The following is a 23,501-nucleotide window of genomic DNA, read 5'->3' on the forward strand; positions in this document are numbered from 1 at the left end:
TTTTTAATCAATTATCAAACGCTAATATCGCAGAAACATCCAGATAGCAAGATAAGTCACGTTCTTCTGGCCTTAAAAGATAAGGTATTTCCCCCAACTGTGGAGCTGGTATGTGACGCCGTAACCTTTCCAACACCTTAGCGTAGTGTGCTAGTCCTGGATTGATGCGATTAGCGACCCAACCAATCAGGGGTACACCATCATTCATGATGGATTGCGCAGTGAGAATAGCGTGGTTAACACAACCTGCCTGAATACCAACTACCAAAATAACGGGCAATTTTTCTTGCACAACCCAATCAGAATAAAACGTTTCATCGTCCAGCAACATACGCCAACCACCGTTACCTTCAATGATGACACGATCTGCCTTATAGCCTAAATTTCTTAGACTTTTTGTCATTTGAGTAAAATCAGCGCGATTTTCTTTTTCATAATTATTTTCCCAAATGACAGGGTTGATTTCTTCATAATCCGCTTGTATCGGTGAAGATTTATGTATGATTAAGGCATCACGATTACGCATTCCCTCCGGAGTTTCATGTTTTTCTATCGCAATAGGTTTATATCCTATTGCAGTTGTTCCTTCACGATTAAAGACTTGCAATAATGCGCGGGTAACAACTGTTTTACCGATGTTGGTATCCGTGCCTGTAACAAATAAGCGTGTTAACATAAATTCATTTCCGTTTTCCATAATAACAGAGCAGATTGATCAGTTACTTACTCTTTTAACAAGCAAGGAGTGTAGGGGATGTGTTCGGGATAGGGATTGCGTTAGCTCAATGTTTTGCGTGATGGATGTTACCCTTGCATGAGTTCAAGAAGTAATTCACCGTTATACAACGCTTGCTTAATTAAGGCTGCCGCAGGAAGTGTACCTGTATTGTCAAATTGGGTAGTCACAATATCAACTTGTTGGCTATAACCAGGAAGTGAACGCTGTATTATCTGTTGTTGAATGGCAGGATATAAGATGTGTTTTACGGGGTTCAGCGGCGAACCAATTAAGATCCTTTCGGGGTTAAAGATATTCACCATAATCGCCATGATGCGTCCGATTCGTTCCCCTACATCATGAACAAGTTCTGTTACCCGTGGATCTCCATCAATAGCTGCCTGACAAAGTGAATCAATCGTCAAAGAACCAGATTGGCTTTCCGTCTGGGAACGAAATTTTTGCAAAACTTTTTTGATACCGACTACCGTTTCAAGACAGCCTATATTGTTACAGTAACAACGTTCACCATTGGGTTCGACTTGAATATGCCCAATTTCTACAACACTATGATTTCCCGCGTGGAGCATTTGCCCTGATGTCATAATTCCCGCACCAACATTGTCATCAATAACAAGTTGAATAAGATCTTGGTAGTTCTTCCCTGCTCCATACAAAGATTCTGCAATTGTCCAGGCGGCTATACCATGTTGCAAAAAAATTGGCAGTCCTGTGCGTTGGTGTAAAAATTTTCCTAAAGGAAGATCTTGGATATCGTAGTATGGTGAGCTATGGATAATTCCATTGATCGGATCGACTATCGCATTGATAGTAATACTGATTGCGGTTAAACGTTCTAGGGTAGATTGTTGATACAAAAAGAAGTTATCAATCTCATTGACGATGCAATCTAAAAAAGAACAATTTTGAGGCACAGAGAATGCTAATTGCTTTTCAACGACGAGATTACAGCTCAAGTCACGAAGCCCAATGACAATACGCCCTTCGTCAATACGAATACATAAAAATTGCCACCCTTCACTCTCTACTTTCAACCCAACAGCAGGGCGTCCTCTAAAACCGAGACCGGGGAATTCAGTTTCTTTCACTAAATGTGCATCAATGAGTTCCCGTGTGATTTTAGTAATACTAGCTGGTGCCAATTGGGCTTTTTTGGAAAGAGCAATACGCGAGATAGGCCCATATTGATCAATCAACCGATAAACCAACCCAATGTTGGTCTGTCTGATTTGCTCAACATGACTTGGTTGAACATCAACACTCACCTCGCCTCCTGCATTTAATTTACGCGGCTAAAAAATTAATAATGACGATTATGTCTCTGTTTAAATGAGAAGATATCCGTTTAAAGTAGAAATGTGATCTTTCACACGAACTTATCGTGATTATTACTTTTAATGAACATTAGACCCATTCACAATGTTTGAAATTAGAAGATGAGTTAACCGATCTGCCGCAGCGCTGTTATCGCAATTTCTGCGCTTAACCAACCAAACTTCGGAGTAAGCAGAATTGTTTGCCAAAGGCAGGTATTGAACACCATCCAGTTTCATTCGAGTAAATGACTCAGTAATAATGCTTACCCCTAATCCCGCGGCAACTAATCCTAATATCGTCATTGCTTCCCCCGCTTCCTGAGAAATCGTCGGAATCACTCCCACATTAGCCAATAAGGAAATAATTTCATCATACAATGCTGTCCCTACATCACGTTCAAAAAACACCAGTGGGTAATCAGATATCATCTCCAAATCCACACCTTCATTGGCATATTTCAGCAGAGGATGATCATCATGTACAGCCAACATAAAACGCTCGCGGAAGAGTAACTGATGTTCCAAGTTATCGGGTAATGTTGTATTACGCATAATCCCTATATCGATTCGGCCTGTCTGCAAAGGCGCTATTTGCTGTTTAGTATTCATTTGATGCATATGAATGGCGACATCAGGATAGCGTTCTCGGAATTGACGTAAGCTCAGGGTTACTTTTTGCATAAAAGGTGTGGTAGATGTAAAACCAATAGATATCTCCCCTAATTCCCCTTGCTGCATTCTGGCTGCTTTGGTTGCTGCGGCATCAACTTGGGAAATGATTTGATATGCTTCCTGAAGAAACATATGTCCGGCAGGGGTTAAATTGACATTTCTGTTATTACGTATGAGTAATTTGGCATTTATATGGGCTTCCAGCGCCTGGATCTGCTGACTTAATGGGGGTTGTGAAATATTCAATCGTTCTGCTGCACGTCCAAAATGTAACTCTTCTGCCACAGCAATAAAGTAACGCAAATGTCTAAGTTCAATATTAGCCGTCATTATCTATCACCTAATTGATATTTTTAATATATCATTTTCAATAATTAATATATTAGACAAAATATTTATGAATTTCTATTCTTGATCTACATCAAGTCGTTATCGTTTGTTTTAACATAGATAAGGAAGTAGCGTGAACACAGTCCAAAGCGTCAGTGGAAAATCAGCAGTCTCTGGCGTTGAAAGAGATGACACGATCAATCAAGGATACAAAAGTAAACAGCTCTACATTCAACGTGAAGATGCTGTGTACTTGCGAGTTACTCTTTCGTTCTTTACCGTTGGGTTGGCAACATTTGCATTGCTCTATTTTGTTCAACCTATTTTGCCGATTTTATCAGATGAATTTAACATTTCGCCGGCTAATAGTAGCTTAGCTTTATCCCTTTCCACCGGAATGTTATCCCTCGGTCTATTGATAACAGGTCCTCTATCTGATGCACTTGGCCGTAAATATGTCATGGTAATATCACTTATTGCCGCTGCCATTTTTACTCTTTTAAGTTCTGTCGCAACAAGTTGGCACGGGATTTTGGTTATGCGTGCACTCGTGGGTTTATCATTAAGTGGCGTTGCCGCTGTTGCGATGACTTATTTAAGTGAAGAGATCCATCCTAGTTATGTGGCTTTGTCTATCGGGCTTTATATTAGTGGTAATTCAATAGGAGGCATGAGTGGGCGTTTGATTACTGGTGTGATCGCTGATCACCATTCATGGCGAATCGCTGTTATCTTATTAGGTGTATTTGCCTTAGTCTCCGCCATTGTATTTTGGAAAATGTTACCAGAATCTAGGCACTTCAAATCCAGCTCATTAAAACCTAAATCATTACTCATCAATTTGAAACTACACTTCCGTGATCAAGGTCTTCCCTTGCTATTTGCCGAGGCTTTTTTGATTATGGGAAGTTTTGTCACCATGTTTAATTACATTGGTTATCGATTATTAGAAACACCTTATCATTTAAGCCAGACTATTGTTGGTTTGTTATCTATTGTCTACTTAACAGGAACCTACAGTGCAACTAAAGCTGGAGGACTAACAAGCAAATATGGGAGAGGAAAAGTATTATTAGCCGCTATTAGTATGATGCTAATTGGTTGTATAATCACCTTATTTTCCCCTATCTGGGCAGTAATGTTAGGCGTGATGATATTAACAACAGGCTTCTTTGCCGCTCACGCAGTTGCTAGTGGATGGGTAGGACAGAGAGCCAAACGAGCAAAAGCGCAAGCCTCATCGCTCTATTTATTCTGTTATTACTCTGGTTCCAGCATTGCAGGAACATTAGGTGGAGTATTCTGGCTCCATTTTGCATGGAACGGCGTTGCCATATTTATTTCATTACTAACAATGATGGCTTTTTATTTAGGCTTAAAACTCAATAAATTAGAAAAATAATAAAATAAAAAAGCCGACATCATATTGATTTACAATAATAAATGTCGGCTTATTCAATCAATACGTCCAAAATAATCTGAGTTATTCATTGTATATCTGATGCCTACGATAGCTTATTTTTAATAATAGGATTCAGTCGGTAACATTAAAACTTTTGTTAAATACCCATCAATAATTTCAATGCATCCTTCTTTTTTTAGCGAGAGTAATACTCGCTGTATACAACTGCGTGAAAGTGTACATCTTTGTTCTATAAATTTAATTGCCGTAATATTTTCTCTGAATTCTTCTGGTAAGATCATCAGGCGAGATAATAGGCTACACACAACCTCCTTATTTCCATGACGGAAAAGGCTAATATCTCTTGCATACAAGAAAGATATTTTATAGGAAATTATCCTCATCCACTCTCTATTGAGATCATGTTTTTTTATCGCATTCAACGCACTAATTCGAGGAATCTTATACATTTTGCAATTTCCTCCTAACTCAATGGAATAATAGATTTCTGCTCCAGAATAGAAAGATAATCCTATGACATAGGGTGAAAAAAGCGTAGCAATGATTAAGTTATCGTTAATTCTTCGGATGTTGACATACCCTTGCTCTAATAAAAAAAACTTAGCAAACTCACTCTCTATTTTAATTATTTTTCCTTGTGTTGATAAATCGGTCGTGATTAATTCAGAGTACGGTAATAATGCATCCATAACCTTTTTAAAAGAATTCAATGGCTTGACTAATCTTTTCATATTTAACGACCTTGGTGTATGACCCACTCTATCAATCAGATAATTAGCTGATTTTCAATTGATGTGTTATTAATTTTTTATCACAATGCTAAATTATTTCGCAATAGGTGATTTCTTTTTTATTTGGCTTTTTGAGGGGATTTTGTAGATGTTTTTATAGTTTTGATCTAACATAAAAGAATGTTGTAACTAAATAAAGATTCGTCTTTGAGAATAATTATGAAGAAATATATTTCAGTAGAATCACTTACAACTTGCTTCAAAAAACAAGAAGAAAAACTATCTGAACTGGTTAAGTTGTTAATGACTTATCAACTTATTGATGCACGGGTATTTGAATTACCAAAAATAGAAAAAGGTAAAGAACATGAACAGATAACGGAAATCATAGTCAATCCGCTACAGGGAAATGAAGCGCTCAGTGTAGGTTTATGCTTCTATCAGAAGCTATTCATACACCACAACAATCCTAATGTCAGCAGTAAAGCTGCAAGCCGACTGCCAGGTGCATTATGTTTTACTGTCAACCACCAGCAATATCGAGAAGCAACAGCAATCATTAATGAAGTAAACCAATTAAAAATAGAGTTGGAAAACATCGTTACCAAAGAATCAGGTGTCAGCAAAGAACAACGTTTTGAATTTGTTCATGATCATCTACGCGGCCTCATTACCCTGAATGCCTATCGTACTATCACGCCCCTATTGAATCCTGACTCCATTAATTTTGGGTGGGCCAATAAGAACATCATTAATAAAGTCACCAAGCAACAAGTTTTGGAAAGATTAGAGAAAAGCTATAATGCAGGGAGAGTAGTCCCACCCTATTCCAGTGATCAATGGGCAGGATTAGTGGCATTAGAGATAACAGATATTAAAAAATTATCCGATGATGTGGTATTGAAAATAAAACGACCAGTAAAAGTGCAGCCTATTACCCGTGTATGGTATTCAGAAATACAAAAGCAAGTTCAATATGCTTGCCCAGTTCCTTTAATTGTTTTTTACACAGAAGATAGTGAAGCCGAGCCAAAAATCGGCAACTTACCCAATTACAATATCAATACAATTAAACATAAACATAAACCTAAAGCAAAACCACTCGAATTGGTAATCCCCCGCCTACATCTCTACAAAGAAATTTAAGGTATAAAAAACCGGAGTCAGTATTCTCCGGTTTTTGCGTTTTTGCTTATATGATAAGCAATTATTTCATGCTACCAACCATATCTTCAGGACGAACCCACGCATCAAATTCAGCCTCAGTTAAATACCCTAACTGGAGTGCCGACTGTTTCAATGTCAGGCCTTCTTTATGTGCTTTTTTAGCAATTTCAGCCGCTTTATCGTAGCCAATATGGGTATTCAACGCAGTTACCAACATCAATGATTCATTCAGCAACTGGGTTATGCGTTCACGGTTAGGTTCAATACCAACAGCACAATGCTCATTGAAACTACGCATACCATCCGCCAGCAAACGAACAGATTGTAGGAAATTATGAATAACCATGGGACGGAATACGTTCAATTCAAAGTTACCAGACGAACCGCCAATATTGATCGCCACATCATTACCCATGACCTGGGCACATAGCATTGTCATCGCTTCACACTGGGTTGGATTTACTTTACCCGGCATGATGGAACTGCCCGGCTCATTTTCAGGAATGGAAATTTCACCAATACCACAACGAGGGCCTGAAGCCAACCAACGAACATCGTTAGCGATCTTCATCAATGATGAAGCCAAGCCTTTCAATGCGCCGTGTGAGTGAACTAACGCGTCACAAGTTGCCAAGGCTTCGAATTTATTCGGCGAAGTGATAAAAGGATGACCAGATAATTCAGCAATTTTCTGCGCAACACGAACAGCATACTCAGGGTGAGTATTCAGACCAGTCCCTACCGCAGTACCACCCAATGCCAGTTCACACACATGAGGAATACTATCTTCAATGTGTTTCAAATTATGCACCAGCATGGCTGCCCAGCCAGAAATTTCCTGGCCTAATGTCAATGGCGTTGCATCTTGTAAGTGAGTACGACCAATTTTTACAATGTCTTTAAATGCTTCCGCTTTATCTGCCAGAGTTTTTTGTAGCACTTTTAACTCCGGTAACAAATGTTCGCGTAATGCAGTCACTGCTGCAACATGCATGGCAGTTGGGAAAACGTCATTGGAGCTTTGACTCTTGTTAACATCATCGTTAGGGTGAATCAGACGTTCACTACCCCTTTCACCACCAAGGATCTCACTACCACGGTTCGCCAACACTTCATTCATGTTCATGTTGCTTTGAGTTCCCGAACCAGTCTGCCAGATAGCAAGAGGGAATTCTGTTGGATGCTTGCCTTCCAACACCTCGGTTGCCGCAGCGATAATTGCCTCGCCACGTTCTTGAGGCAGAAGGCCCAGATCCATATTAACGCTGGCCGCAGCTTGTTTAGTCAATGCAAGGGCATGAATCAATGCAACAGGCATTTTTTCCTGAGAAATACGGAAATGCTCTAATGAGCGCTGAGTCTGCGCTCCCCATAATTGGTCAGCAGGTACTTCAATCGGTCCCATTGAGTCTTTTTCAATGCGAGTGGCTGCCATTACTATCTCCTTAGCACACAGAATAATTGAATAAGCCAGAACAAACTTCGCAGATAAATTAACCGGCATTATTTTATCATGCCATAAATTCATTATCGATAATGCGACCTAGCCGTGTTTATTGTATTGTTGTCATATAAATAAGTGACTTTTTATTATAGGAAATTCTGCCATGCTGAAAATGGTCAATAAAATACAGCACTATAACTGGGGAAGTAAAACCGCTCTTACGGATATTTACGGTATCGAGAATCCTGATAATCAGCCAGTGGCAGAATTATGGATGGGGGCACATCCAAAATGTAGTTCACTGGTAACAGATCCTCAAACGGGTGAAACCATTGCCTTAAACACCTTAATCGATAAAGAGCCAGAAAAATACCTTGGAGAAAAAGTAGCCCAACAATTCCAACGTTTGCCTTTTTTGTTCAAAGTATTGTGTGCAGCTCAGCCTCTGTCTATTCAAGTGCATCCTGATAAGGCATCAGCAGAAATGGGTTTTGCCAAAGAAAATGCACAAGGGATACCGTTAGACTCAGCACAACGCAATTATAAAGACGATAACCATAAACCCGAATTGGTATATGCCCTGACACCATTCAAGGCCATGAATGCTTTTAGGCCTTTAAGTGAAATCGTGCAATTATTGGATGATGTTTCTGCCGCACATCCAGAGATTCGAACATTCCTCCAACAACCGACTGAACAAAATCTGTCGTTTCTGTTTTCACAGTTATTGAATATGCAAGGCGGGCAAAAGCAGTTGGCGATGGCTGTCTTAAAATCAGCACTAAACTGTCATCAGGGCGAACCGTGGGATACTATCAAAAAAATGACGTCGTTCTATCCCGATGATAATGGACTGTTTACACCACTCTTACTCAATATCGTTGAACTCGAACCCGGCCAGGCTATGTTTTTATATGCCCGCACTCCCCATGCCTATCTTGATGGCGTTGCTTTAGAAGTTATGGCCAATTCTGACAATGTCTTGCGAGCCGGTTTAACCAACAAGCATATTGATGTTCCTGAACTCATGGCTAATCTGGATTTTATTCCAAAAGCTGCCGATACTTTGCTAACCGTACCAAAACAGGTAAAAGATGCGCTGAGTTACCCTGTTCCTGTTAATGATTTTTGTTTTTCTGTCTATCCTATTTCAGAACAACCAATTTCATTGGAAAATGATTCAGCATCGGTTCTATTTTGTGTTGAAGGGGAAGCAGTTATCAACACGGATAAGCAGCAGTTGAGATTACTCTCGGGTGAATCACTTTTTTTGCCTGCTATCGAAGATACCGTAACTGTTTATGGTAAGGGGAGAATAGCCAAGGTATCTAATTAATTTATTTTCATTGGTTGTTAATCATATTTCCAGTGAATGTTGACATAAATACAAAACGTATAATACACCCATGTATATGCGTTAAAAGGATGGGATTTTTACATGAAAAAGTCGTTAGTTGCAGTAAGCATTGTTGTTGCTCTGGGTGCTGTGTGGACAGGAGCATCATGGTATACAGGTAAGAAACTTGAAGAGCGTTTAGATGGCTTCATAAAACAGGCAAACACTGAACTGGTAAAAGCGTTTCCTGAAAGTGGCATAGAATGGCAAGCAAAAGATTTCAAACGAGGTATTTTCAGTTCCGATGTTCGTTTGATCCTAAACATCAAGAATGGTGTAAAAAATGCCGATATCCCACCAAATGAAGAAATCATTTTCAAATCGACAATCGATCATGGGCCATTTCCTATCTCTGACTTGAAGAGATTCAACCTGAGTCCCCAAATGGCCTCTGTCCACGCAGAACTGGAAAAAAGTGATGCGTTGAAAAAACTATTTAATATCACAAACGAAAAATCGCTGTTTAACTTAGATGCTAAAGTCAGTTATAACCGTGCGCTCTCTGCTAACATTGATCTGATCCCTATTAATCATACGGAAACGACTAAAAATGGTAACCAACGGGTGCTGTCATTTTCAGGCGCAAAAATCAGTGCCGACGTCAATCGTGATCTAAGTGAATTTTCCTTCACAATCAAAAGTGATGAACTGTCTTTCAGCGATCCGACCAAAAAAGAGTCAATTTCACTTAAGGGAATTGATTTTAAAGGGGATAACAAAAAAGGCAAATTCGATATCTATACCGGAAATCAAAGCTATAGTATTGGCGAATTCAGCATGAATGGAATTCCTAATGAGCCAAATATCGCTCTTAAAGGAATGAAAGTGACATCCAATTTAGGCGAGGACAAAGATAATCTGAAAATCAAAATCGTTTATAGCATTGATGGTTTAAAGATTAAGGATATAGAGTTTGGCTCTGGTAAGTTAGCTCTGGGTATGGAAAAACTTGATGGCCAGTCTGTGCGTAAATTTACCCAAGCCTATAACGATGCGGCTGAAGCGGCCTTGACTACGGATCAAGTATCTTATGATACGACTTCCTTAGCGATCCTCAGTAACTTACATCTCCTTCTGAATAATAATCCACAATTCAGTATTTCTCCTTTTAGTTGGAAAAACAGTAAAGGTGAAAGTTCAGTGGATTTCAACCTTGCCTTACAAAATATTCCGGAGGATAAAAGTGCATTGCAACTTATGGAACCAGAAGAAATGGTTCGTACCCTGGTTCAAAAATTGTCTTTGCACATTAATATACCGAAAGCCATGTTGATAGAATCTATTGCGCAGTCAGCGATGCTAGACGGTAAGGATAAAGCTACCGCAGAAGCTCAAGCAAAACTGCAAGTTCAGATAATGACCCAAGAAGGGATTAAATACAACATTCTGACTGACAAAGACGGTATCATTGGCCTTAACTTCCTCTATGCCAATGATAAAGTCAAATTAAACGACAAAGAATCCAGTTTACATCAATTCCTGCTTGATAATGGCTTTGCAGAATAGTGTTTCACTTTCTTGCCAGCCAACACGTTGGCTGGCTTTTTTATATATATAATTTAATAAAAAGGATAATAAAATGATTGACATACAGCTTCCACTGACCGATCTTCACCGTCACCTTGACGGTAATATCCGTCCTGAAACCATTTTGGATCTTGCACGTCAACATAATATCCCTCTCCCAGCTTATGAGCTGGAAGCATTACGTCCGCATGTCCAAATCATTGAAAATGAGCCTAACCTTGTCAGCTTCCTGCAAAAATTGGACTGGGGTGTGACTGTACTTGCCGATTTAGAAGCTTGCCGCAGAGTCGCCATTGAAAACGTTGAAGATGCAGTCAAGGCGGGTCTTGATTACGCTGAACTGCGTTTCTCCCCTTATTACATGGCAATGAAGCACCAACTTCCCGTTGAAGGCGTCGTGGAAGCGGTGATCGACGGTATCCACTCAGCAAGCCAGCAGCATGATATTCAGATCCGTTTAATTGGTATTCTGAGCAGAACATTTGGGGAAAAAGCGTGCACCGAAGAACTCGCCGGACTTCTTGCTCATAAACAACATATCACCGCATTAGATCTGGCGGGTGATGAATTAGGCTTCCCCGGCCATCTCTTTGAGCAACATTTTATCCGAGCACGTGACGCAGGTTGGAATATTAGCGTACATGCAGGTGAAGCCGCAGGGGCGGAAAGCATCTGGCACGCTATTCGTGAATTAGGTGCAACTCGTATTGGTCACGGTGTCAAAGCAATCACTGATCCAGCCTTAATGGATTATTTGGCTGAACATGGCATCGGTATTGAATCCTGCCTGACATCAAACTTGCAAACCAGCACCGTCAGTTCTTTACAAGCTCACCCCCTGAAACAGTTCCTTGAGCACGGGATCCTGGCATCAATCAATACGGATGATCCGGCAGTAGAAGGCATCGAAATTCGCCATGAATATAACGTTGCGGCGCCAGCTGCGGGACTGTCTCCAGCGTTGATTCGACAGGCACAGATTAATGGCTTGGCAACTGCATTCCTTAGTGAAGCAGAAAAACAGGCACTGAAAGAAAAAGTCGCCAACCGCTAAGAACTAAGTTGTTCCAAAGGCAGAAAATTACTCTGCCTTTTTTATTTTTAAACGCTGCGCATAACGCTGAGCAAGGACAGCACAAACCATCAATTGGATCTGGTGGAAAATCATCAACGGTAACAACATCACACCAACCATTGGCGCGGGAAATAATACATTCGCCATTGGTACGCCATTCGCCAGGCTCTTCTTCGAACCACAAAACACAATAGTGATTTCGTCATCTTTGCCAAATCCCAGCAAACGCGAGCTATATACGTTAATTAGTAGTACGATAGCTAATAAAACACAGCAGACGATCCCAATCATAAGCAGTGAATAGGCATCGATTTTATGCCAAATACCTTCCACCACCGCCTCACTAAAGGCAACATAAACCACCAGCAAGATAGAAGAACGATCTGTCATGTTGACCAATTTCTTATGTTTTTCCACCCAACTGGCAATCAAAGGACGCGATAAATGTCCGACGATAAAAGGCACCATTAACTGCAAGATAATATCTCTTATCGCTTTCCAGGTATCTGTTTGAGCCCCTCCTTCTTGAGTTTGGATCAAAAAACCAACCAACAATGGAGACAGGAATACACCTAACAAGCTTGAGGCGGAAGCACTGCATATCGCCGCGGCAACATTTCCCCCTGCAACGGAAGTAAACGCAATAGCCGATTGTACTGTGGCAGGTAAAGCACAAAGATAAAGAAAGCCCATATAAATGGTTGGTGACATCCACTCTGGCACGATGAAACTTAACCCCATCCCTAGTATGGGAAACAAAATAAACGTGCTGGAGAAAATCACCAAATGCAACCGCCAATGCCCTATCCCTGCCAAGATGGCATTGCGGGATAACTTCGCGCCATGCATAAAAAATAACAGCGCAATAGCGGCTGTAGTTAAGTATTGAAACCACTTTTTCGCTTCACCTTCGCAAGGAAAAAACGATGCAATGATGACCACAGTAATTAATGTCACTAAAAAAGGATCAATTCTTAATTTTTGCAACACGTTCATCAATATAAGTCCCCTTTACCCACCTGCCACTGTTTAATTAGTCAATTAAGATTGTGCGTTGTTCTTTTGCTGATTTTTCACCAGCTTCGATAAGTTTCATAATCAAAATAGCTTCGCTAGCAGTTACGGGATTAAGTTTTCCAAACAAAATCGCATCACGAATAGCCGCATAATAAGCGCCATAATTACCAGGTACAGTAGGAACAACTTTCGTAACTAAGTCATCACCTTGTGACAACGTCACATAACCATCCCGTGCATCATATCCCCAGTCTGCCCGTGGAGGCCTTTCTCCTGCCTTTAAGCGCTCTTCTTGAGGATCCAGACCATACTTGGTATAACTGCCATCCATACCATGCAATGTATAAATAGGTGATTCTGCTGCTGCAAGCATGGTTGCATGCAACACGACTTTCAAATCAGGATAGGTAAGCTGGGCATGAAAATAATCCGCCGTCTCTGCATCTGGGCGCATCATGCCCAAATCGGTTGTGATAGCTTGTGGTTTGCCAAACAGTTGCACGGCCTGATCCAGTAAATGAGGCGCTAAATCATACCAAATGCCACTACCGGCTCCAGCAGCTTCACGCCAGCGCTGACGAACAGCGGGACGGTAACGATCAAAATGGGATTCATAATATTTCAGGGCTCCCAATTTATTTTCTTTAATAAGTGATTTCACTGTCAGAAAACCAGAATCCCAACGACGATTATGGAATACAGACAGCAATAAATTGGCTTCTTCCGCTTGCTTTTTCAATGATTGAGCCTGTTCTACCGTAATGGTAAAAGGCTTATCAACGACAACATGTTTACCTGCCTCTAACACCTTTTGTGCCAATGGGTAGTGAGTATCATTTGGTGTCGGGATCACGATAAGGTCAATGTTGGGATCACTGAAGAGTTCCTCCGGCGAGGAAGCGACTGATATTGTTGGCCAGTCTTTTTTAACTTTATCTATATCACTGCTGGAAATGGCAACCAATTCTATATTGGGTGTTCCTGCAATTAATGGCGCATGGAATGTTTTACTTGCATAGCCATAGCCTACTAAACCCACTTTCAAAAAATCACTCATAACAGCCTCTAAAAAATGATCAAAATATCGTAAACAAGTCATCAGGCACCAGAAAGTATCACCTCCTCTCACACGTTAGCAAATAATCCTGATTCCAGTACTACTCTCTTTTTCCTATAATCATTTTCTACTATCAAAAAAATCACGGTGGAGTGAAAACTGCTTATGTATCAGTCCAATGATTATTATCGCATTAATGGCTGGTTATTAGCGCCTGCCGCATATCTAATCATGACATTAATCGCTGCCAGTTTGATGTTACTGTTATATATAATGACGTTTATCCATAAAAACGAAACTATTCATCAAATAGGGGGGAATTTTACCACCTTGTGGTATACCTCAGTATTAACCACGACAATGATGTGGTGTTTTACTATATGGGCATTGAAGCTACTTTTTATTCGCTCGAAACGATTCCCACGTATTTTTATTATTTGGCTGATGGCTTCCGTGTTGATGGCCATAAAAACTTTCGCTTTTTCTCCTATTTCTGATGAAATGGCAATACGATCCCTATTATGGCCATTACTGGCTGCCACCATCTTCATTCCTTATATTAAACGCTCCCATCGGGTGAAAATGACTTTCACACAAGATCGATAACATACCCCACAATTGATTGTTATCATTGCCCCGCTTCCCCACATTCAGGTGGGGAATTTCTACTCAAACTATGTAAGCAGTGTTCCATTTTCCAATATCTTATTTTCAGGTATAGCAATGACTGAATACCTTTTGTTATTTATTGGCACAGTCTTAGTCAATAATTTTGTTTTGGTAAAATTTTTGGGTCTATGCCCATTTATGGGGGTATCCAAAAAACTCGAAACCGCCATCGGTATGGGGCTGGCCACAACTTTTGTTCTTACCCTAGCTTCTATCTGCGCATGGCTGGTAAACACATTTATTCTTGTCCCGCTCGATTTGGTTTATTTGCGCACCCTGAGCTTTATTCTCGTTATTGCGGTTGTCGTTCAGTTTACGGAATTGGTCGTCCGCAAAACCAGCCCGACGCTTTATCGCTTGTTAGGAATTTTCTTGCCACTGATTACAACCAACTGTGCTGTACTTGGTGTTGCATTACTGAATGTCAATCAATCTCACGATTTTTTACAATCTGCTGTATATGGATTCAGTGCTGCCGCGGGTTTTTCTCTTGTCATGGTGCTATTTGCCGGCATTCGGGAACGCCTGGCCGTTGCCAATATTCCTGTCCCTTTTCGTGGTTCATCAATAGGGCTTATTACAGCAGGGTTAATGTCCCTCGCATTTATGGGATTTAGTGGTTTGGTGAAATTCTAATGATGTCATTATGGATTGCTATCGGCGTACTAAGCATACTCGGATTAATCTTTGGCTTAATCCTTGGTTTTGCTGCGCGTCGTTTTAAAGTAGAAGAAGATCCGATTGTTGAAAATATCGACAGCTTATTACCCCAGAGTCAATGTGGACAGTGCGGTTATCCCGGCTGTCGCCCCTATGCGGAAGCGGTTGCCAATAATGGCGAGATGATCAATAAATGCGCCCCCGGTGGAGAACAAGTTATGCTCAAAATCTCCGAATTAATGGGTATTGATCCACAACCGTTGGACGGCGACGATAACGTTCAGAATCCAGCCAGAAAAGTTGCTTTCATTGATGAAGAAAATTGCATAGGCTGCACAAAATGCATTCAGGCTTGCCCTGTAGATGCGATTATTGGTGCAAACCGTGCCATGCATACCGTTGTTGAAGATCTCTGCACAGGTTGTGACCTATGTGTCGCACCTTGCCCAACAGATTGTATTACGATGATCCCCGTTGCTACTACTACCTCAAATTGGAAATGGGATTTAAACACCATTCCAGTAAAAAATATCCCCGCAACACCAGACCCTACTTTATTCTCCTCTGCTAAGCCTGTTGAGGTTAAACCCCATGTTTAATCTACTCAACTTGCTTAACAAAAATAAAATCTGGGATTTTAATGGTGGTATCCATCCACCAGAAATGAAGTTGCAATCTAGCCGTACCCCATTACGCCATGCGCCATTGCCGGATGAATTAATCATCCCCCTACAGCAACATTTGGGGCCAGAAGGCGAGCTGCTGGTTAAAGTGGGCGATTATGTGCTGAAAGGCCAGGCTTTAACATTTGGAATGGGCAGAACAGTACCTGTTCATGCTTCCACATCTGGGACAATTATTGCAATTGAACCTTGCGTCACAGCACACCCTTCTGGGCTAAAAGAATTGTGTGTCCGGTTGCGTCCTGATGGTAAAGATCAATGGGGAGAACGCAACCCAATCGCTGATTACACCATATTGGAAGTCAATGAAATATTGCAACGCATTCAACAAGCCGGTATTGCTGGCTTAGGTGGTGCTGGCTTCCCTACTGAAACAAAACTGAAAGGCGGACGACACAATCTCAACACCCTAATCATCAATGCGGCCGAGTGTGAACCTTATATCACCGCTGATGATCGTTTAATGCAAGAACATGCAAAAGAAATTATTGCGGGTATCCGCATCTTAATACATTTGCTTAATCCAAAGCAGGTATTGATCGGCATTGAAGACAACAAACCCGAAGCAATTAATGCCTTAAACGCAGCACTTAGTGGTGATAAATCCATCGCTGTGCGTGTCATTCCAACAAAATATCCTTCTGGTGGAGCCAAACAACTGACCAAGATCCTGACCGGAAAAGAAGTACCTTCTGGCGGTCGTTCTTCTGACATCGGCGTTCTTATGCAAAACGTGGGAACAGTCGTGGCGATAAAACGTGCCATTATTGACGGTGAGCCGTTAATCGAACGTGTAGTGACGCTAACAGGTGAAGCAGTCACTTCGCCTGGCAATTTCTGGACGCGCCTCGGCACGCCTGTTCACTTCCTGTTACAACAAGCCGGATTTAACCCAGGATCAGAACAAATGGTCATTATGGGTGGACCATTAATGGGATTCACTTTACCTGATTTGAATGTCCCCATCGTCAAAATCAGTAACTGTATTCTTGCACCTTCGGTACAAGAGATGGAACCCAAAGTCATTGAAGAAGCGTGCATTCGCTGCGGCCTATGCGTTGAAGCATGCCCCGCCGGATTGCTGCCGCAACAACTGTACTGGTTCAGTCGTGGGCAAGAACATGAAAAGGCCAAAAATCATCATTTATTCGACTGTATTGAATGTGGAGCTTGTGCTTATGTATGCCCAAGTAATATCCCTCTGGTTCAATACTATCGACAGGAAAAAGCTGAAATATGGGCGATAGAAGCAGAAGCACGCCGTTCTGCTGAAGCTAAGGTGCGTTTTGAAGCTAAACAAGTACGTATGGAACGGGAAAAATTGGCACGTGAAGAACGCCATAAAAAAGCGGCTGTTCAAGTAAATAGCAGTGATAAAAGTGCTGTACAAGCCGCCCTTGCCCGTGCGAAGGAAAAACAGGGAAATACTGGCGAATCTATCCTTGTGCAGGCAGGACAATCACCTGACAATACAGCAGCAATTGCAGCACGTAAAGCCAGAAAAGAACAGTTGCGTGCTCGTCAAGCAGAAAAACAAATTACTACAAACTTAGATATAGAAGAAAATACATCAACATCGGTTGAAGACAATGATCCGCGTAAAGCCGCCCTCGCCGCTGCGATAGCCAGGGCAAAAGCGAAAAAGGCAGCACAAAGCGATGAAGTGACAACGTCACTAGAGCAATCTCAACAAAATAGCGGGGATGATACACAAGATCCACGCAAGGCAGCTGTTGCGGCGGCTATTGCCCGTGCTAAAGCCAAGAAAGCCGCGCAAAGCCAACCGGAGTCAACCCTCCCTCAAGCGGATTCCGCAGAGCCGGAAGAAACCGATCCCCGTAAAGCAGCTGTTGCGGCGGCTATCGCCCGTGCTAAAGCCAAGAAAGCCGCGCAAAGCCAACCGGAGTCAACTCTCCCTCAAGCGGATTCCGCAGAGCCGGAAGAAACCGATCCCCGTAAAGCAGCTGTTGCGGCGGCCATTGCCCGGGCTAAAGCCAAGAAAGCTGCGCAAAGCCAACCGGAGTCAACTCTCCCTCAAGCAGATTCCGCAGAGCCGGAAGAAACCGATCCCCGTAAAGCAGCTGTTGCGGCGGCTATTGCCCGTGTCAAAGCTAAAAAAGCCGCTCAGGAAGAACAAGTAATTACAACCGAATAGTGAAATTTATCGATGAAATTTAGGCCAGTAAAAACTGACAACAACCAACTAAAAGTCGCAAGTTCACCTTTTACACACAACCAAAAAAGCACTAGTCAGATCATGCTTTGGGTAGTTTTAGCGGCCATTCCTGGTATTGCTATCCAGACCTATTTCTTTGGCTCTGGAACATTATTCCAGATTTTGCTAGCTATCATTACCGCATTGTTAGCTGAATCTGCTGCTATCGCATTGAAAAAACAACTAATACTTCCCTATCTCAGGGATAACTCTGCTTTAGTGACAGGATTGCTTTTAGGTATTAGCCTGCCACCATTAGCACCATGGTGGCTAATCGTGCTCGGCACATTTTTTGCTGTCATTATTGCTAAGCATTTGTATGGCGGACTTGGGCAAAATCCGTTTAACCCTGCCATGATCGGCTATGTCGTTCTATTGATCTCATTTCCTGTACAAATGACCAGTTGGATGCCTCCTGAATCTTTACAGACATTCACTTTAACCCCATGGGATAGCCTTATGGTCATTTTCACAGGACATACGCCAGATGGCTCAACTTTGTTACAACTGCAACAAGGTATTGATGGATTGAGTCAAGCAACACCGCTGGACAGTTTCAAAACTGGCAGGTTGACTCACAATATTGATGAAGTATTGCAACAACCTATATTACAAGGCGTTTTAGCTGGCATTGGCTGGCAATGGGTTAACGTTGCTTATTTGGTTGGCGGCTTGATCATGCTCAACCGAAAAATCATTAACTGGCAAATCCCAACTGCCTTTATTTTGTCACTGGGTATTTGTGCACTGATAAGTTGGCTTTTTGATCCTACCCGTTATTCACCACCCTTATTGCAACTTTTTTCCGGTGCCACCATGTTAGGCGCATTTTTTATTGCAACTGACCCCGTTAGCGCATCAACAACACCAAAAGGCCGTTTGATTTACGGAACCATTATTGGTGGGCTTATTTGGATAATTCGTGTTTATGGTGGTTATCCTGATGCTGTTGCATTTGCGGTATTACTGGCAAACATATGTGTGCCACTTATTGACCATTACACCCAGCCTCGTGCTTACGGCCATAAATAGGAAAAGGAAGAGTACTATGTTAGAAACTATGCGTCGTCACGGTGTTACCCTCGCAATTTTCGCAGCTTGTACGACAGGGCTAACGGCAATTGTTTATTCATTAACAAAGGATCGGATCGCCGAACAAGCAGCTTTACAACATAAGGTATTGCTGGATCAAGTTGTCCCCCCTGCTTTATACGACAATGATATGCAAAATGAATGTTATCTAGTGGCAAACAAGGCATTAGGTAATGAACAGCCTCACCGTCTTTACCTCGCCCGTAAAAAAGGTGTTCCGGTTGCGGCTGCGTTAGAAAGTACAGCGCCTGATGGCTATTCGGGTGCAATTCAATTACTGGTTGGTGCTGATTTTTCTGGCAGCGTGTTGGGTGTTAGAGTCACTGAACACCACGAAACCCCCGGTTTGGGCGACAAAATTGAAACCAGAATTTCCAATTGGATTTATGCTTTCTCTGGCAAAAAAATCATGTCAAAGGATGATCACAACTGGGCGGTCAAAAAAGATGGTGGAGAATTCGACCAATTTACCGGTGCAACCATTACACCGCGTGCTGTTGTCAATGCTGTTAAACGGACAACTCTTTATTTGGAAACAGTATCGACACAACTTTCTTCCCTGCCAACTTGCGAAGAGAAATAATTATGAATGAAACTAAAAACCTATTTATTCAGGGGCTATGGAAAAATAACTCCGCATTGGTACAGCTTTTAGGGCTTTGCCCTTTATTGGCTGTTTCCTCTACGGCAACCAATGCGCTAGGATTAGGATTAGCGACAACACTGGTTTTAGTGAGTACTAATATGGCCGTGTCAGCATTACGTCGCTGGGTCCCCCATGAAATTCGTATCCCAATTTATGTGATGATCATCGCGTCTGTCGTCAGTGCCGTCCAGATGTTAATCAATGCTTTTGCTTTCGGACTCTACGAATCATTGGGTATTTTTATTCCTCTGATTGTCACTAACTGCATTGTGATAGGCCGTGCTGAAGCCTACGCATCAAAAAATTCGATCTACAATTCAACAATTGATGGTCTTGCAATGGGGCTGGGAGCAACTTTCGCCTTATTTGTATTGGGTTCCATGCGAGAGATTTTGGGGAACGGAACTATTTTTGATGGTGCCGATCTATTGCTGGGTAACTGGGCTAAATCACTGCGTATTGAAATCATCCATCTGGACTCCCCTTTCTTGCTTGCCATCCTGCCACCAGGTGCTTTTATCGGATTAGGTCTGATGCTGGCAGGAAAATATATCATCGATGAACGCATCAAAAATCGGGCAGAACATAAAGAACGGCAGTATAACGTAGAAAAAGGCTGTGGAAGCCATATCACAAGAGGCTAAAGAGCAACCAGATATGAATCAACAAAAACGGATTGAGATACTTACCCGTTTACGGGATAACAATCCACACCCAACTACTGAGCTGGTATTCAACTCTCCATTTGAGTTACTCATTTCTGTATTGCTATCTGCACAGGCTACAGATGTCAGCGTGAATAAGGCAACGGCAAAACTATATCCCGTTGCTAATACACCGCAGGCGATCCTTGATTTGGGCGTTGATGGTTTAAAAGAGTATATAAAAACTATTGGGTTATATAACACTAAAGCTGAAAACGTGATTAAAACTTGCCGAATATTGTTGGAAAAACACCAGGGAGAAGTACCGGAAGATCGCCTAGCGTTGGAAGCGTTACCAGGCGTTGGTCGAAAAACGGCTAACGTTGTTTTAAATACTGCTTTTGGTTGGCCAACTATTGCAGTTGATACGCATATTTTTCGCGTCAGCAATCGAACTCAATTTGCCCCAGGGAAGAATGTCGATGAAGTCGAGAAGCACTTATTGAAAGTTGTGCCAGCAGAATTCAAGGTTGATTGTCATCATTGGCTGATTCTACATGGTCGCTATACTTGCATTGCCCGAAAGCCGCGCTGTGGTTCTTGTATTATTGAGGATCTTTGTGAATATACGGATAAAACCGAATAATTAAAAATCCTGAATCTTCATTAGTCTGTCTCCTTTAATTCTTACAGGAGGCAGACTGAGAAAATCATATTATTTTTTCCCCTATTGAAATTTGTGAGTTGAATTTTATAGTTGTATTGTTGAGATTTAAATTAGTATGTTGTAACTAAATATTTCTTTTTAAAGCATTACCTAATACGGATTAGGACTAATAATACTGTCGTATCAGTGGAGAAATAAAAATGGCATTCCCCATTTCGGTAAAATGGCCGATTTTTAGTCTTACACCACAGTTTTTCCTGTTTTGATAAGATGTTACTTGCTCCATACTCTCGATTCGCGTAAAACTGTTGTCCAAAATTATCGATAATAACTCAATATTCCTCAGATATTATGTTTCAAAATAATCCGCTGCTTGCGCAGCTAAAACAGCAACTTCACGCCCAGACCCTGCGTGTAGAAGGTTTAGTCAAAGGAACTGAGAAAGGTTTTGGATTTTTAGAAGTCGACGGCCAAAAAAGTTATTTCATTCCACCTCCCCACATGAAAAAAGTCATGCACGGAGATCGGATTACCGCCGCTATCCACACAGACAAAGAGAAAGAAATTGCCGAACCGGAGTCTCTGATTGAACCCTTCCTGAGCCGTTTTGTAGGAAAGGTCCAGAAGAAAGAAAATGACAACCGACTATGGATTATTCCTGATCACCCATTGTTAAAAGACACTATCCCTTGCCGTCCAGCAAACCACGTTGACCATGCCTTTGAAAACGGCGATTGGGCCGTAGCTGAAATGCGCCGGCATCCACTGAAAGGTGATCGCGGTTTTCATGCCGAAATCACTGGCTATATTACGCAAGGTGATGATCATTACGCACCATGGTGGGTAACATTAACTCGCCACGAACTGGAACGTGAAGCGCCAGCAATGACGGATTGCCCGTTGGATGATAGTTCTATCGAACGCATCGATCTGACCGCGCTTGATTTTGTCACCATTGACAGTGCAACAACCGAAGATATGGATGATGCCCTGCACATCACCAAAAATGATGACGGCAGCCTGAAACTTTCTATTGCAATTGCCGATCCTACGGCTTATATCAAAGCAGGTAGCGAACTAGATAAAATTGCCTACCAGCGTAGTTTCACCAATTACCTGCCAGGTTTCAATATTCCAATGCTCCCTCGTGAGCTATCCGATGACCTGTGTTCTCTGCGCCCTAATGTACGCCGCCCTGCCCTGGTTTGTCAGGTTTCAATTTTCGAAGATGGTCAATTGGGTGATGATATTCAATTCTTCTCTGCTTGGGTTGAGTCTAAATTTAAGCTGGTTTATGACGAAGTCTCAGATTACTTAGAAGGCCAGGAAGGTTGGAAACCCGAATCAGACGCCGTGACTAGCCAAATCATCCTCCTAAAAGAGATGAGTGAACGTCGCAATAACTGGCGTCTGCAAAATGCGCTGGTTTTCAAGGAACGTCCGGACTATCGATTTATCCTTGATGAAAACGGCCATGTTGTTGATATCGTTATTGAACAGCGTCGCACAGCTAACCGTATTGTCGAAGAAGCCATGATCACAGCAAACTTATGTGCAGCTAAAATTCTGCGTGATAAATTAGGCTTTGGTGTTTATAACGTCCACACTGGCTTTGAACCTACCCAGATTGAACAGGTTATTGAAGTTCTCAAGGAACATGGCATTGAAGCTAACGCTGAAGCATTACTAAAACTGGAAGGGTTTTGTGAATTGCGCCGTGAGATGGATAACCAACCGACACAATTCCTGGACAGCCGCATCCGCCGTTTCCAAACATTTGCTGAAATCAAAACAGAACCAGGCCCACACTTTGGTTTAGGATTTGATGCTTACGCGACCTGGACATCTCCTATCCGTAAATACAGCGACATTATCAACCACCGTTTGTTGAAAGCAATTATCCAACAAGTGGAGATAGAAAAACCTACTGAAGATCTTTGCTTGCAATTGACCGAGCGTCGCCGAGCTAACCGCATGGCAGAACGCGATGTTGGTGATTGGCTCTATGCTCGTTTCTTGCAACCTCATGCTGGCACAGATAAAGCATTCCCAGCAGAAATTATCGATATCACCCGTGGTGGCTTGCGAGTTCGACTGGTAGATAACGGTGCCGTCGCTTTCGTCCCTGGACCATTCTTGCATGCTGTTCGTGATGAACTTCAATGCAGCCAAGAAACAGGTTCCGTGTTGATTAAAGGCGAAACTGTTCACCGCTTAAATGACATCATCAATGTCCGTATTGAAGATGTCAGAATGGAAACCCGTAATATTGTGGCACGCCCTGTATAAGCTAATCTTACCAATCATTTATATAAAGCATCTCTGCCGCCA

At 41.9% G+C, this 23,501-nt stretch carries 21 protein-coding genes; 14 read left to right on the forward strand and 7 right to left on the reverse strand.

The annotated features are described in order from the left end of the window. Positions 1-7: 7 nt before the first annotated feature. The 3 genes from bioD to WDV74_RS08850 all read right to left on the reverse strand — a co-directional run bounded on the left by bioD (position 8) and on the right by WDV74_RS08850 (position 3,057). Positions 8-676, reverse strand: coding sequence for a dethiobiotin synthase (gene bioD / locus WDV74_RS08840; RefSeq protein ID WP_338882331.1), 669 nt, complete (start codon positions 674-676; stop codon positions 8-10). Positions 677-804: 128 nt separating this feature from the next. Then, the gene (locus tag WDV74_RS08845) at positions 805-2,004 is read right to left on the reverse strand and encodes an ROK family protein (RefSeq protein WP_338882333.1); all 1,200 of its coding nucleotides are present in this window, start codon (positions 2,002-2,004) and stop codon (positions 805-807) included. Between the two features lie 129 nt (positions 2,005-2,133). Further along, the gene (locus WDV74_RS08850) at positions 2,134-3,057 is read right to left on the reverse strand and encodes a LysR substrate-binding domain-containing protein (RefSeq protein ID WP_338882335.1); all 924 of its coding nucleotides are present in this window, start codon (positions 3,055-3,057) and stop codon (positions 2,134-2,136) included. Between the two features lie 196 nt (positions 3,058-3,253). Here WDV74_RS08850 and WDV74_RS08855 point away from each other — a divergent pair, with 196 nt between their 5' ends. Further along, a complete protein-coding gene (locus tag WDV74_RS08855) occupies positions 3,254-4,459 on the forward strand; it encodes an MFS transporter (RefSeq protein ID WP_338885566.1) in 1,206 nt (401 codons plus the stop codon). Positions 4,460-4,578: 119 nt separating this feature from the next. Here the strand turns inward: WDV74_RS08855 and WDV74_RS08860 are convergent, their stop codons facing one another. Then, positions 4,579-5,211 (reverse strand): helix-turn-helix domain-containing protein, encoded by a 633-nt coding sequence (locus tag WDV74_RS08860; RefSeq protein WP_338882336.1) that lies wholly within the window; start codon positions 5,209-5,211, stop codon positions 4,579-4,581. Between the two features lie 219 nt (positions 5,212-5,430). Here WDV74_RS08860 and tus point away from each other — a divergent pair, with 219 nt between their 5' ends. Then, a complete protein-coding gene (gene tus / locus WDV74_RS08865; protein ID WP_338882338.1) occupies positions 5,431-6,357 on the forward strand; it encodes a DNA replication terminus site-binding protein in 927 nt (308 codons plus the stop codon). 61 nt (positions 6,358-6,418) lie between these two features. Here the strand turns inward: tus and fumC are convergent, their stop codons facing one another. Next, the gene (gene fumC / locus WDV74_RS08870; RefSeq protein WP_338882339.1) at positions 6,419-7,813 is read right to left on the reverse strand and encodes a class II fumarate hydratase; all 1,395 of its coding nucleotides are present in this window, start codon (positions 7,811-7,813) and stop codon (positions 6,419-6,421) included. 172 nt (positions 7,814-7,985) lie between these two features. On the opposite strand from fumC, the gene manA reads away from it, so the two are divergent. The 3 genes from manA (at position 7,986) to add (ending at position 11,799) form a co-directional block, all read left to right on the forward strand. After that, positions 7,986-9,158: a mannose-6-phosphate isomerase gene (manA, locus tag WDV74_RS08875; RefSeq protein WP_338882340.1), complete on the forward strand. Its 1,173-nt coding sequence runs from the start codon at positions 7,986-7,988 to the stop codon at positions 9,156-9,158. A 102-nt stretch (positions 9,159-9,260) separates the two neighbouring features. After that, positions 9,261-10,724 (forward strand): YdgA family protein, encoded by a 1,464-nt coding sequence (locus tag WDV74_RS08880; RefSeq protein ID WP_338882342.1) that lies wholly within the window; start codon positions 9,261-9,263, stop codon positions 10,722-10,724. A gap of 73 nt (positions 10,725-10,797) precedes the next feature. Further along, the gene (gene add / locus WDV74_RS08885) at positions 10,798-11,799 is read left to right on the forward strand and encodes an adenosine deaminase (protein ID WP_338882343.1); all 1,002 of its coding nucleotides are present in this window, start codon (positions 10,798-10,800) and stop codon (positions 11,797-11,799) included. Between the two features lie 27 nt (positions 11,800-11,826). On the opposite strand, the gene WDV74_RS08890 is transcribed toward add, so the two are convergent. Together WDV74_RS08890 and WDV74_RS08895 are read right to left on the reverse strand one after the other, a co-directional pair. Continuing rightward, a complete protein-coding gene (locus WDV74_RS08890; RefSeq protein WP_338882345.1) occupies positions 11,827-12,816 on the reverse strand; it encodes a bile acid:sodium symporter family protein in 990 nt (329 codons plus the stop codon). A gap of 37 nt (positions 12,817-12,853) precedes the next feature. Then, positions 12,854-13,894, reverse strand: a complete 1,041-nt coding sequence (locus tag WDV74_RS08895) for an oxidoreductase (protein WP_338882347.1) — start codon at positions 13,892-13,894, stop codon at positions 12,854-12,856. A gap of 165 nt (positions 13,895-14,059) precedes the next feature. Here WDV74_RS08895 and WDV74_RS08900 point away from each other — a divergent pair, with 165 nt between their 5' ends. The 9 genes from WDV74_RS08900 (at position 14,060) to WDV74_RS08940 (ending at position 23,459) form a co-directional block, all read left to right on the forward strand. Beyond that, positions 14,060-14,500, forward strand: a complete 441-nt coding sequence (locus tag WDV74_RS08900) for a DUF2569 domain-containing protein (RefSeq protein WP_338882348.1) — start codon at positions 14,060-14,062, stop codon at positions 14,498-14,500. 117 nt (positions 14,501-14,617) lie between these two features. Beyond that, positions 14,618-15,199, forward strand: coding sequence for an electron transport complex subunit RsxA (gene rsxA / locus WDV74_RS08905; protein WP_189760139.1), 582 nt, complete (start codon positions 14,618-14,620; stop codon positions 15,197-15,199). Then, a complete protein-coding gene (rsxB, locus tag WDV74_RS08910; RefSeq protein ID WP_338882349.1) occupies positions 15,199-15,822 on the forward strand; it encodes an electron transport complex subunit RsxB in 624 nt (207 codons plus the stop codon). The genes rsxA and rsxB overlap by 1 nt, the downstream gene beginning before the upstream one ends. Beyond that, positions 15,815-18,061: an electron transport complex subunit RsxC gene (gene rsxC, locus WDV74_RS08915; protein ID WP_338882351.1), complete on the forward strand. Its 2,247-nt coding sequence runs from the start codon at positions 15,815-15,817 to the stop codon at positions 18,059-18,061. Before rsxB ends, rsxC begins: the two co-directional genes overlap by 8 nt. Before the next feature lie 12 nt (positions 18,062-18,073). Next, positions 18,074-19,153: an electron transport complex subunit RsxD gene (rsxD, locus tag WDV74_RS08920; RefSeq protein WP_338882352.1), complete on the forward strand. Its 1,080-nt coding sequence runs from the start codon at positions 18,074-18,076 to the stop codon at positions 19,151-19,153. 16 nt (positions 19,154-19,169) lie between these two features. Continuing rightward, complete coding sequence (gene rsxG / locus WDV74_RS08925; protein WP_338882353.1) at positions 19,170-19,796, forward strand: electron transport complex subunit RsxG; 627 nt, start codon at positions 19,170-19,172, stop codon at positions 19,794-19,796. Positions 19,797-19,798: 2 nt separating this feature from the next. After that, entirely contained in the window at positions 19,799-20,503 is a 705-nt protein-coding gene (locus tag WDV74_RS08930) for an electron transport complex subunit E (protein ID WP_338882354.1), read from the forward strand. A 13-nt stretch (positions 20,504-20,516) separates the two neighbouring features. Then, the gene (gene nth, locus WDV74_RS08935; RefSeq protein WP_338885567.1) at positions 20,517-21,149 is read left to right on the forward strand and encodes an endonuclease III; all 633 of its coding nucleotides are present in this window, start codon (positions 20,517-20,519) and stop codon (positions 21,147-21,149) included. Positions 21,150-21,521: 372 nt separating this feature from the next. Then, positions 21,522-23,459, forward strand: coding sequence for an exoribonuclease II (locus WDV74_RS08940; RefSeq protein WP_338882355.1), 1,938 nt, complete (start codon positions 21,522-21,524; stop codon positions 23,457-23,459). Positions 23,460-23,501 lie beyond the last annotated feature (42 nt).

This window comes from Xenorhabdus sp. TH1, assembly GCF_037260955.1.
Taxonomy (GTDB): Bacteria; Pseudomonadota; Gammaproteobacteria; order Enterobacterales; family Enterobacteriaceae; genus Xenorhabdus; species Xenorhabdus griffiniae.

What these genes read in the sequence shown, in the direction of transcription:
- bioD (WP_338882331.1), bottom strand. Translation starts at nt 676, where the DNA reads ATGTTAACACGCTTATTTGTTACAGGCACGGATACCAACATCGGTAAA.
- WDV74_RS08850 (WP_338882335.1), bottom strand. Translation starts at nt 3,057, where the DNA reads ATGACGGCTAATATTGAACTTAGACATTTGCGTTACTTTATTGCTGTG.
- WDV74_RS08860 (WP_338882336.1), bottom strand. Translation starts at nt 5,211, where the DNA reads ATGAAAAGATTAGTCAAGCCATTGAATTCTTTTAAAAAGGTTATGGAT.
- tus (WP_338882338.1), top strand. Translation starts at nt 5,431, where the DNA reads ATGAAGAAATATATTTCAGTAGAATCACTTACAACTTGCTTCAAAAAA.
- fumC (WP_338882339.1), bottom strand. Translation starts at nt 7,813, where the DNA reads ATGGCAGCCACTCGCATTGAAAAAGACTCAATGGGACCGATTGAAGTA.
- manA (WP_338882340.1), top strand. Translation starts at nt 7,986, where the DNA reads ATGCTGAAAATGGTCAATAAAATACAGCACTATAACTGGGGAAGTAAA.
- WDV74_RS08880 (WP_338882342.1), top strand. Translation starts at nt 9,261, where the DNA reads ATGAAAAAGTCGTTAGTTGCAGTAAGCATTGTTGTTGCTCTGGGTGCT.
- add (WP_338882343.1), top strand. Translation starts at nt 10,798, where the DNA reads ATGATTGACATACAGCTTCCACTGACCGATCTTCACCGTCACCTTGAC.
- WDV74_RS08890 (WP_338882345.1), bottom strand. Translation starts at nt 12,816, where the DNA reads ATGAACGTGTTGCAAAAATTAAGAATTGATCCTTTTTTAGTGACATTA.
- WDV74_RS08895 (WP_338882347.1), bottom strand. Translation starts at nt 13,894, where the DNA reads ATGAGTGATTTTTTGAAAGTGGGTTTAGTAGGCTATGGCTATGCAAGT.
- WDV74_RS08900 (WP_338882348.1), top strand. Translation starts at nt 14,060, where the DNA reads ATGTATCAGTCCAATGATTATTATCGCATTAATGGCTGGTTATTAGCG.
- rsxA (WP_189760139.1), top strand. Translation starts at nt 14,618, where the DNA reads ATGACTGAATACCTTTTGTTATTTATTGGCACAGTCTTAGTCAATAAT.
- rsxB (WP_338882349.1), top strand. Translation starts at nt 15,199, where the DNA reads ATGATGTCATTATGGATTGCTATCGGCGTACTAAGCATACTCGGATTA.
- rsxC (WP_338882351.1), top strand. Translation starts at nt 15,815, where the DNA reads ATGTTTAATCTACTCAACTTGCTTAACAAAAATAAAATCTGGGATTTT.
- rsxD (WP_338882352.1), top strand. Translation starts at nt 18,074, where the DNA reads ATGAAATTTAGGCCAGTAAAAACTGACAACAACCAACTAAAAGTCGCA.
- rsxG (WP_338882353.1), top strand. Translation starts at nt 19,170, where the DNA reads ATGTTAGAAACTATGCGTCGTCACGGTGTTACCCTCGCAATTTTCGCA.
- WDV74_RS08930 (WP_338882354.1), top strand. Translation starts at nt 19,799, where the DNA reads ATGAATGAAACTAAAAACCTATTTATTCAGGGGCTATGGAAAAATAAC.
- nth (WP_338885567.1), top strand. Translation starts at nt 20,517, where the DNA reads ATGAATCAACAAAAACGGATTGAGATACTTACCCGTTTACGGGATAAC.
- WDV74_RS08940 (WP_338882355.1), top strand. Translation starts at nt 21,522, where the DNA reads ATGTTTCAAAATAATCCGCTGCTTGCGCAGCTAAAACAGCAACTTCAC.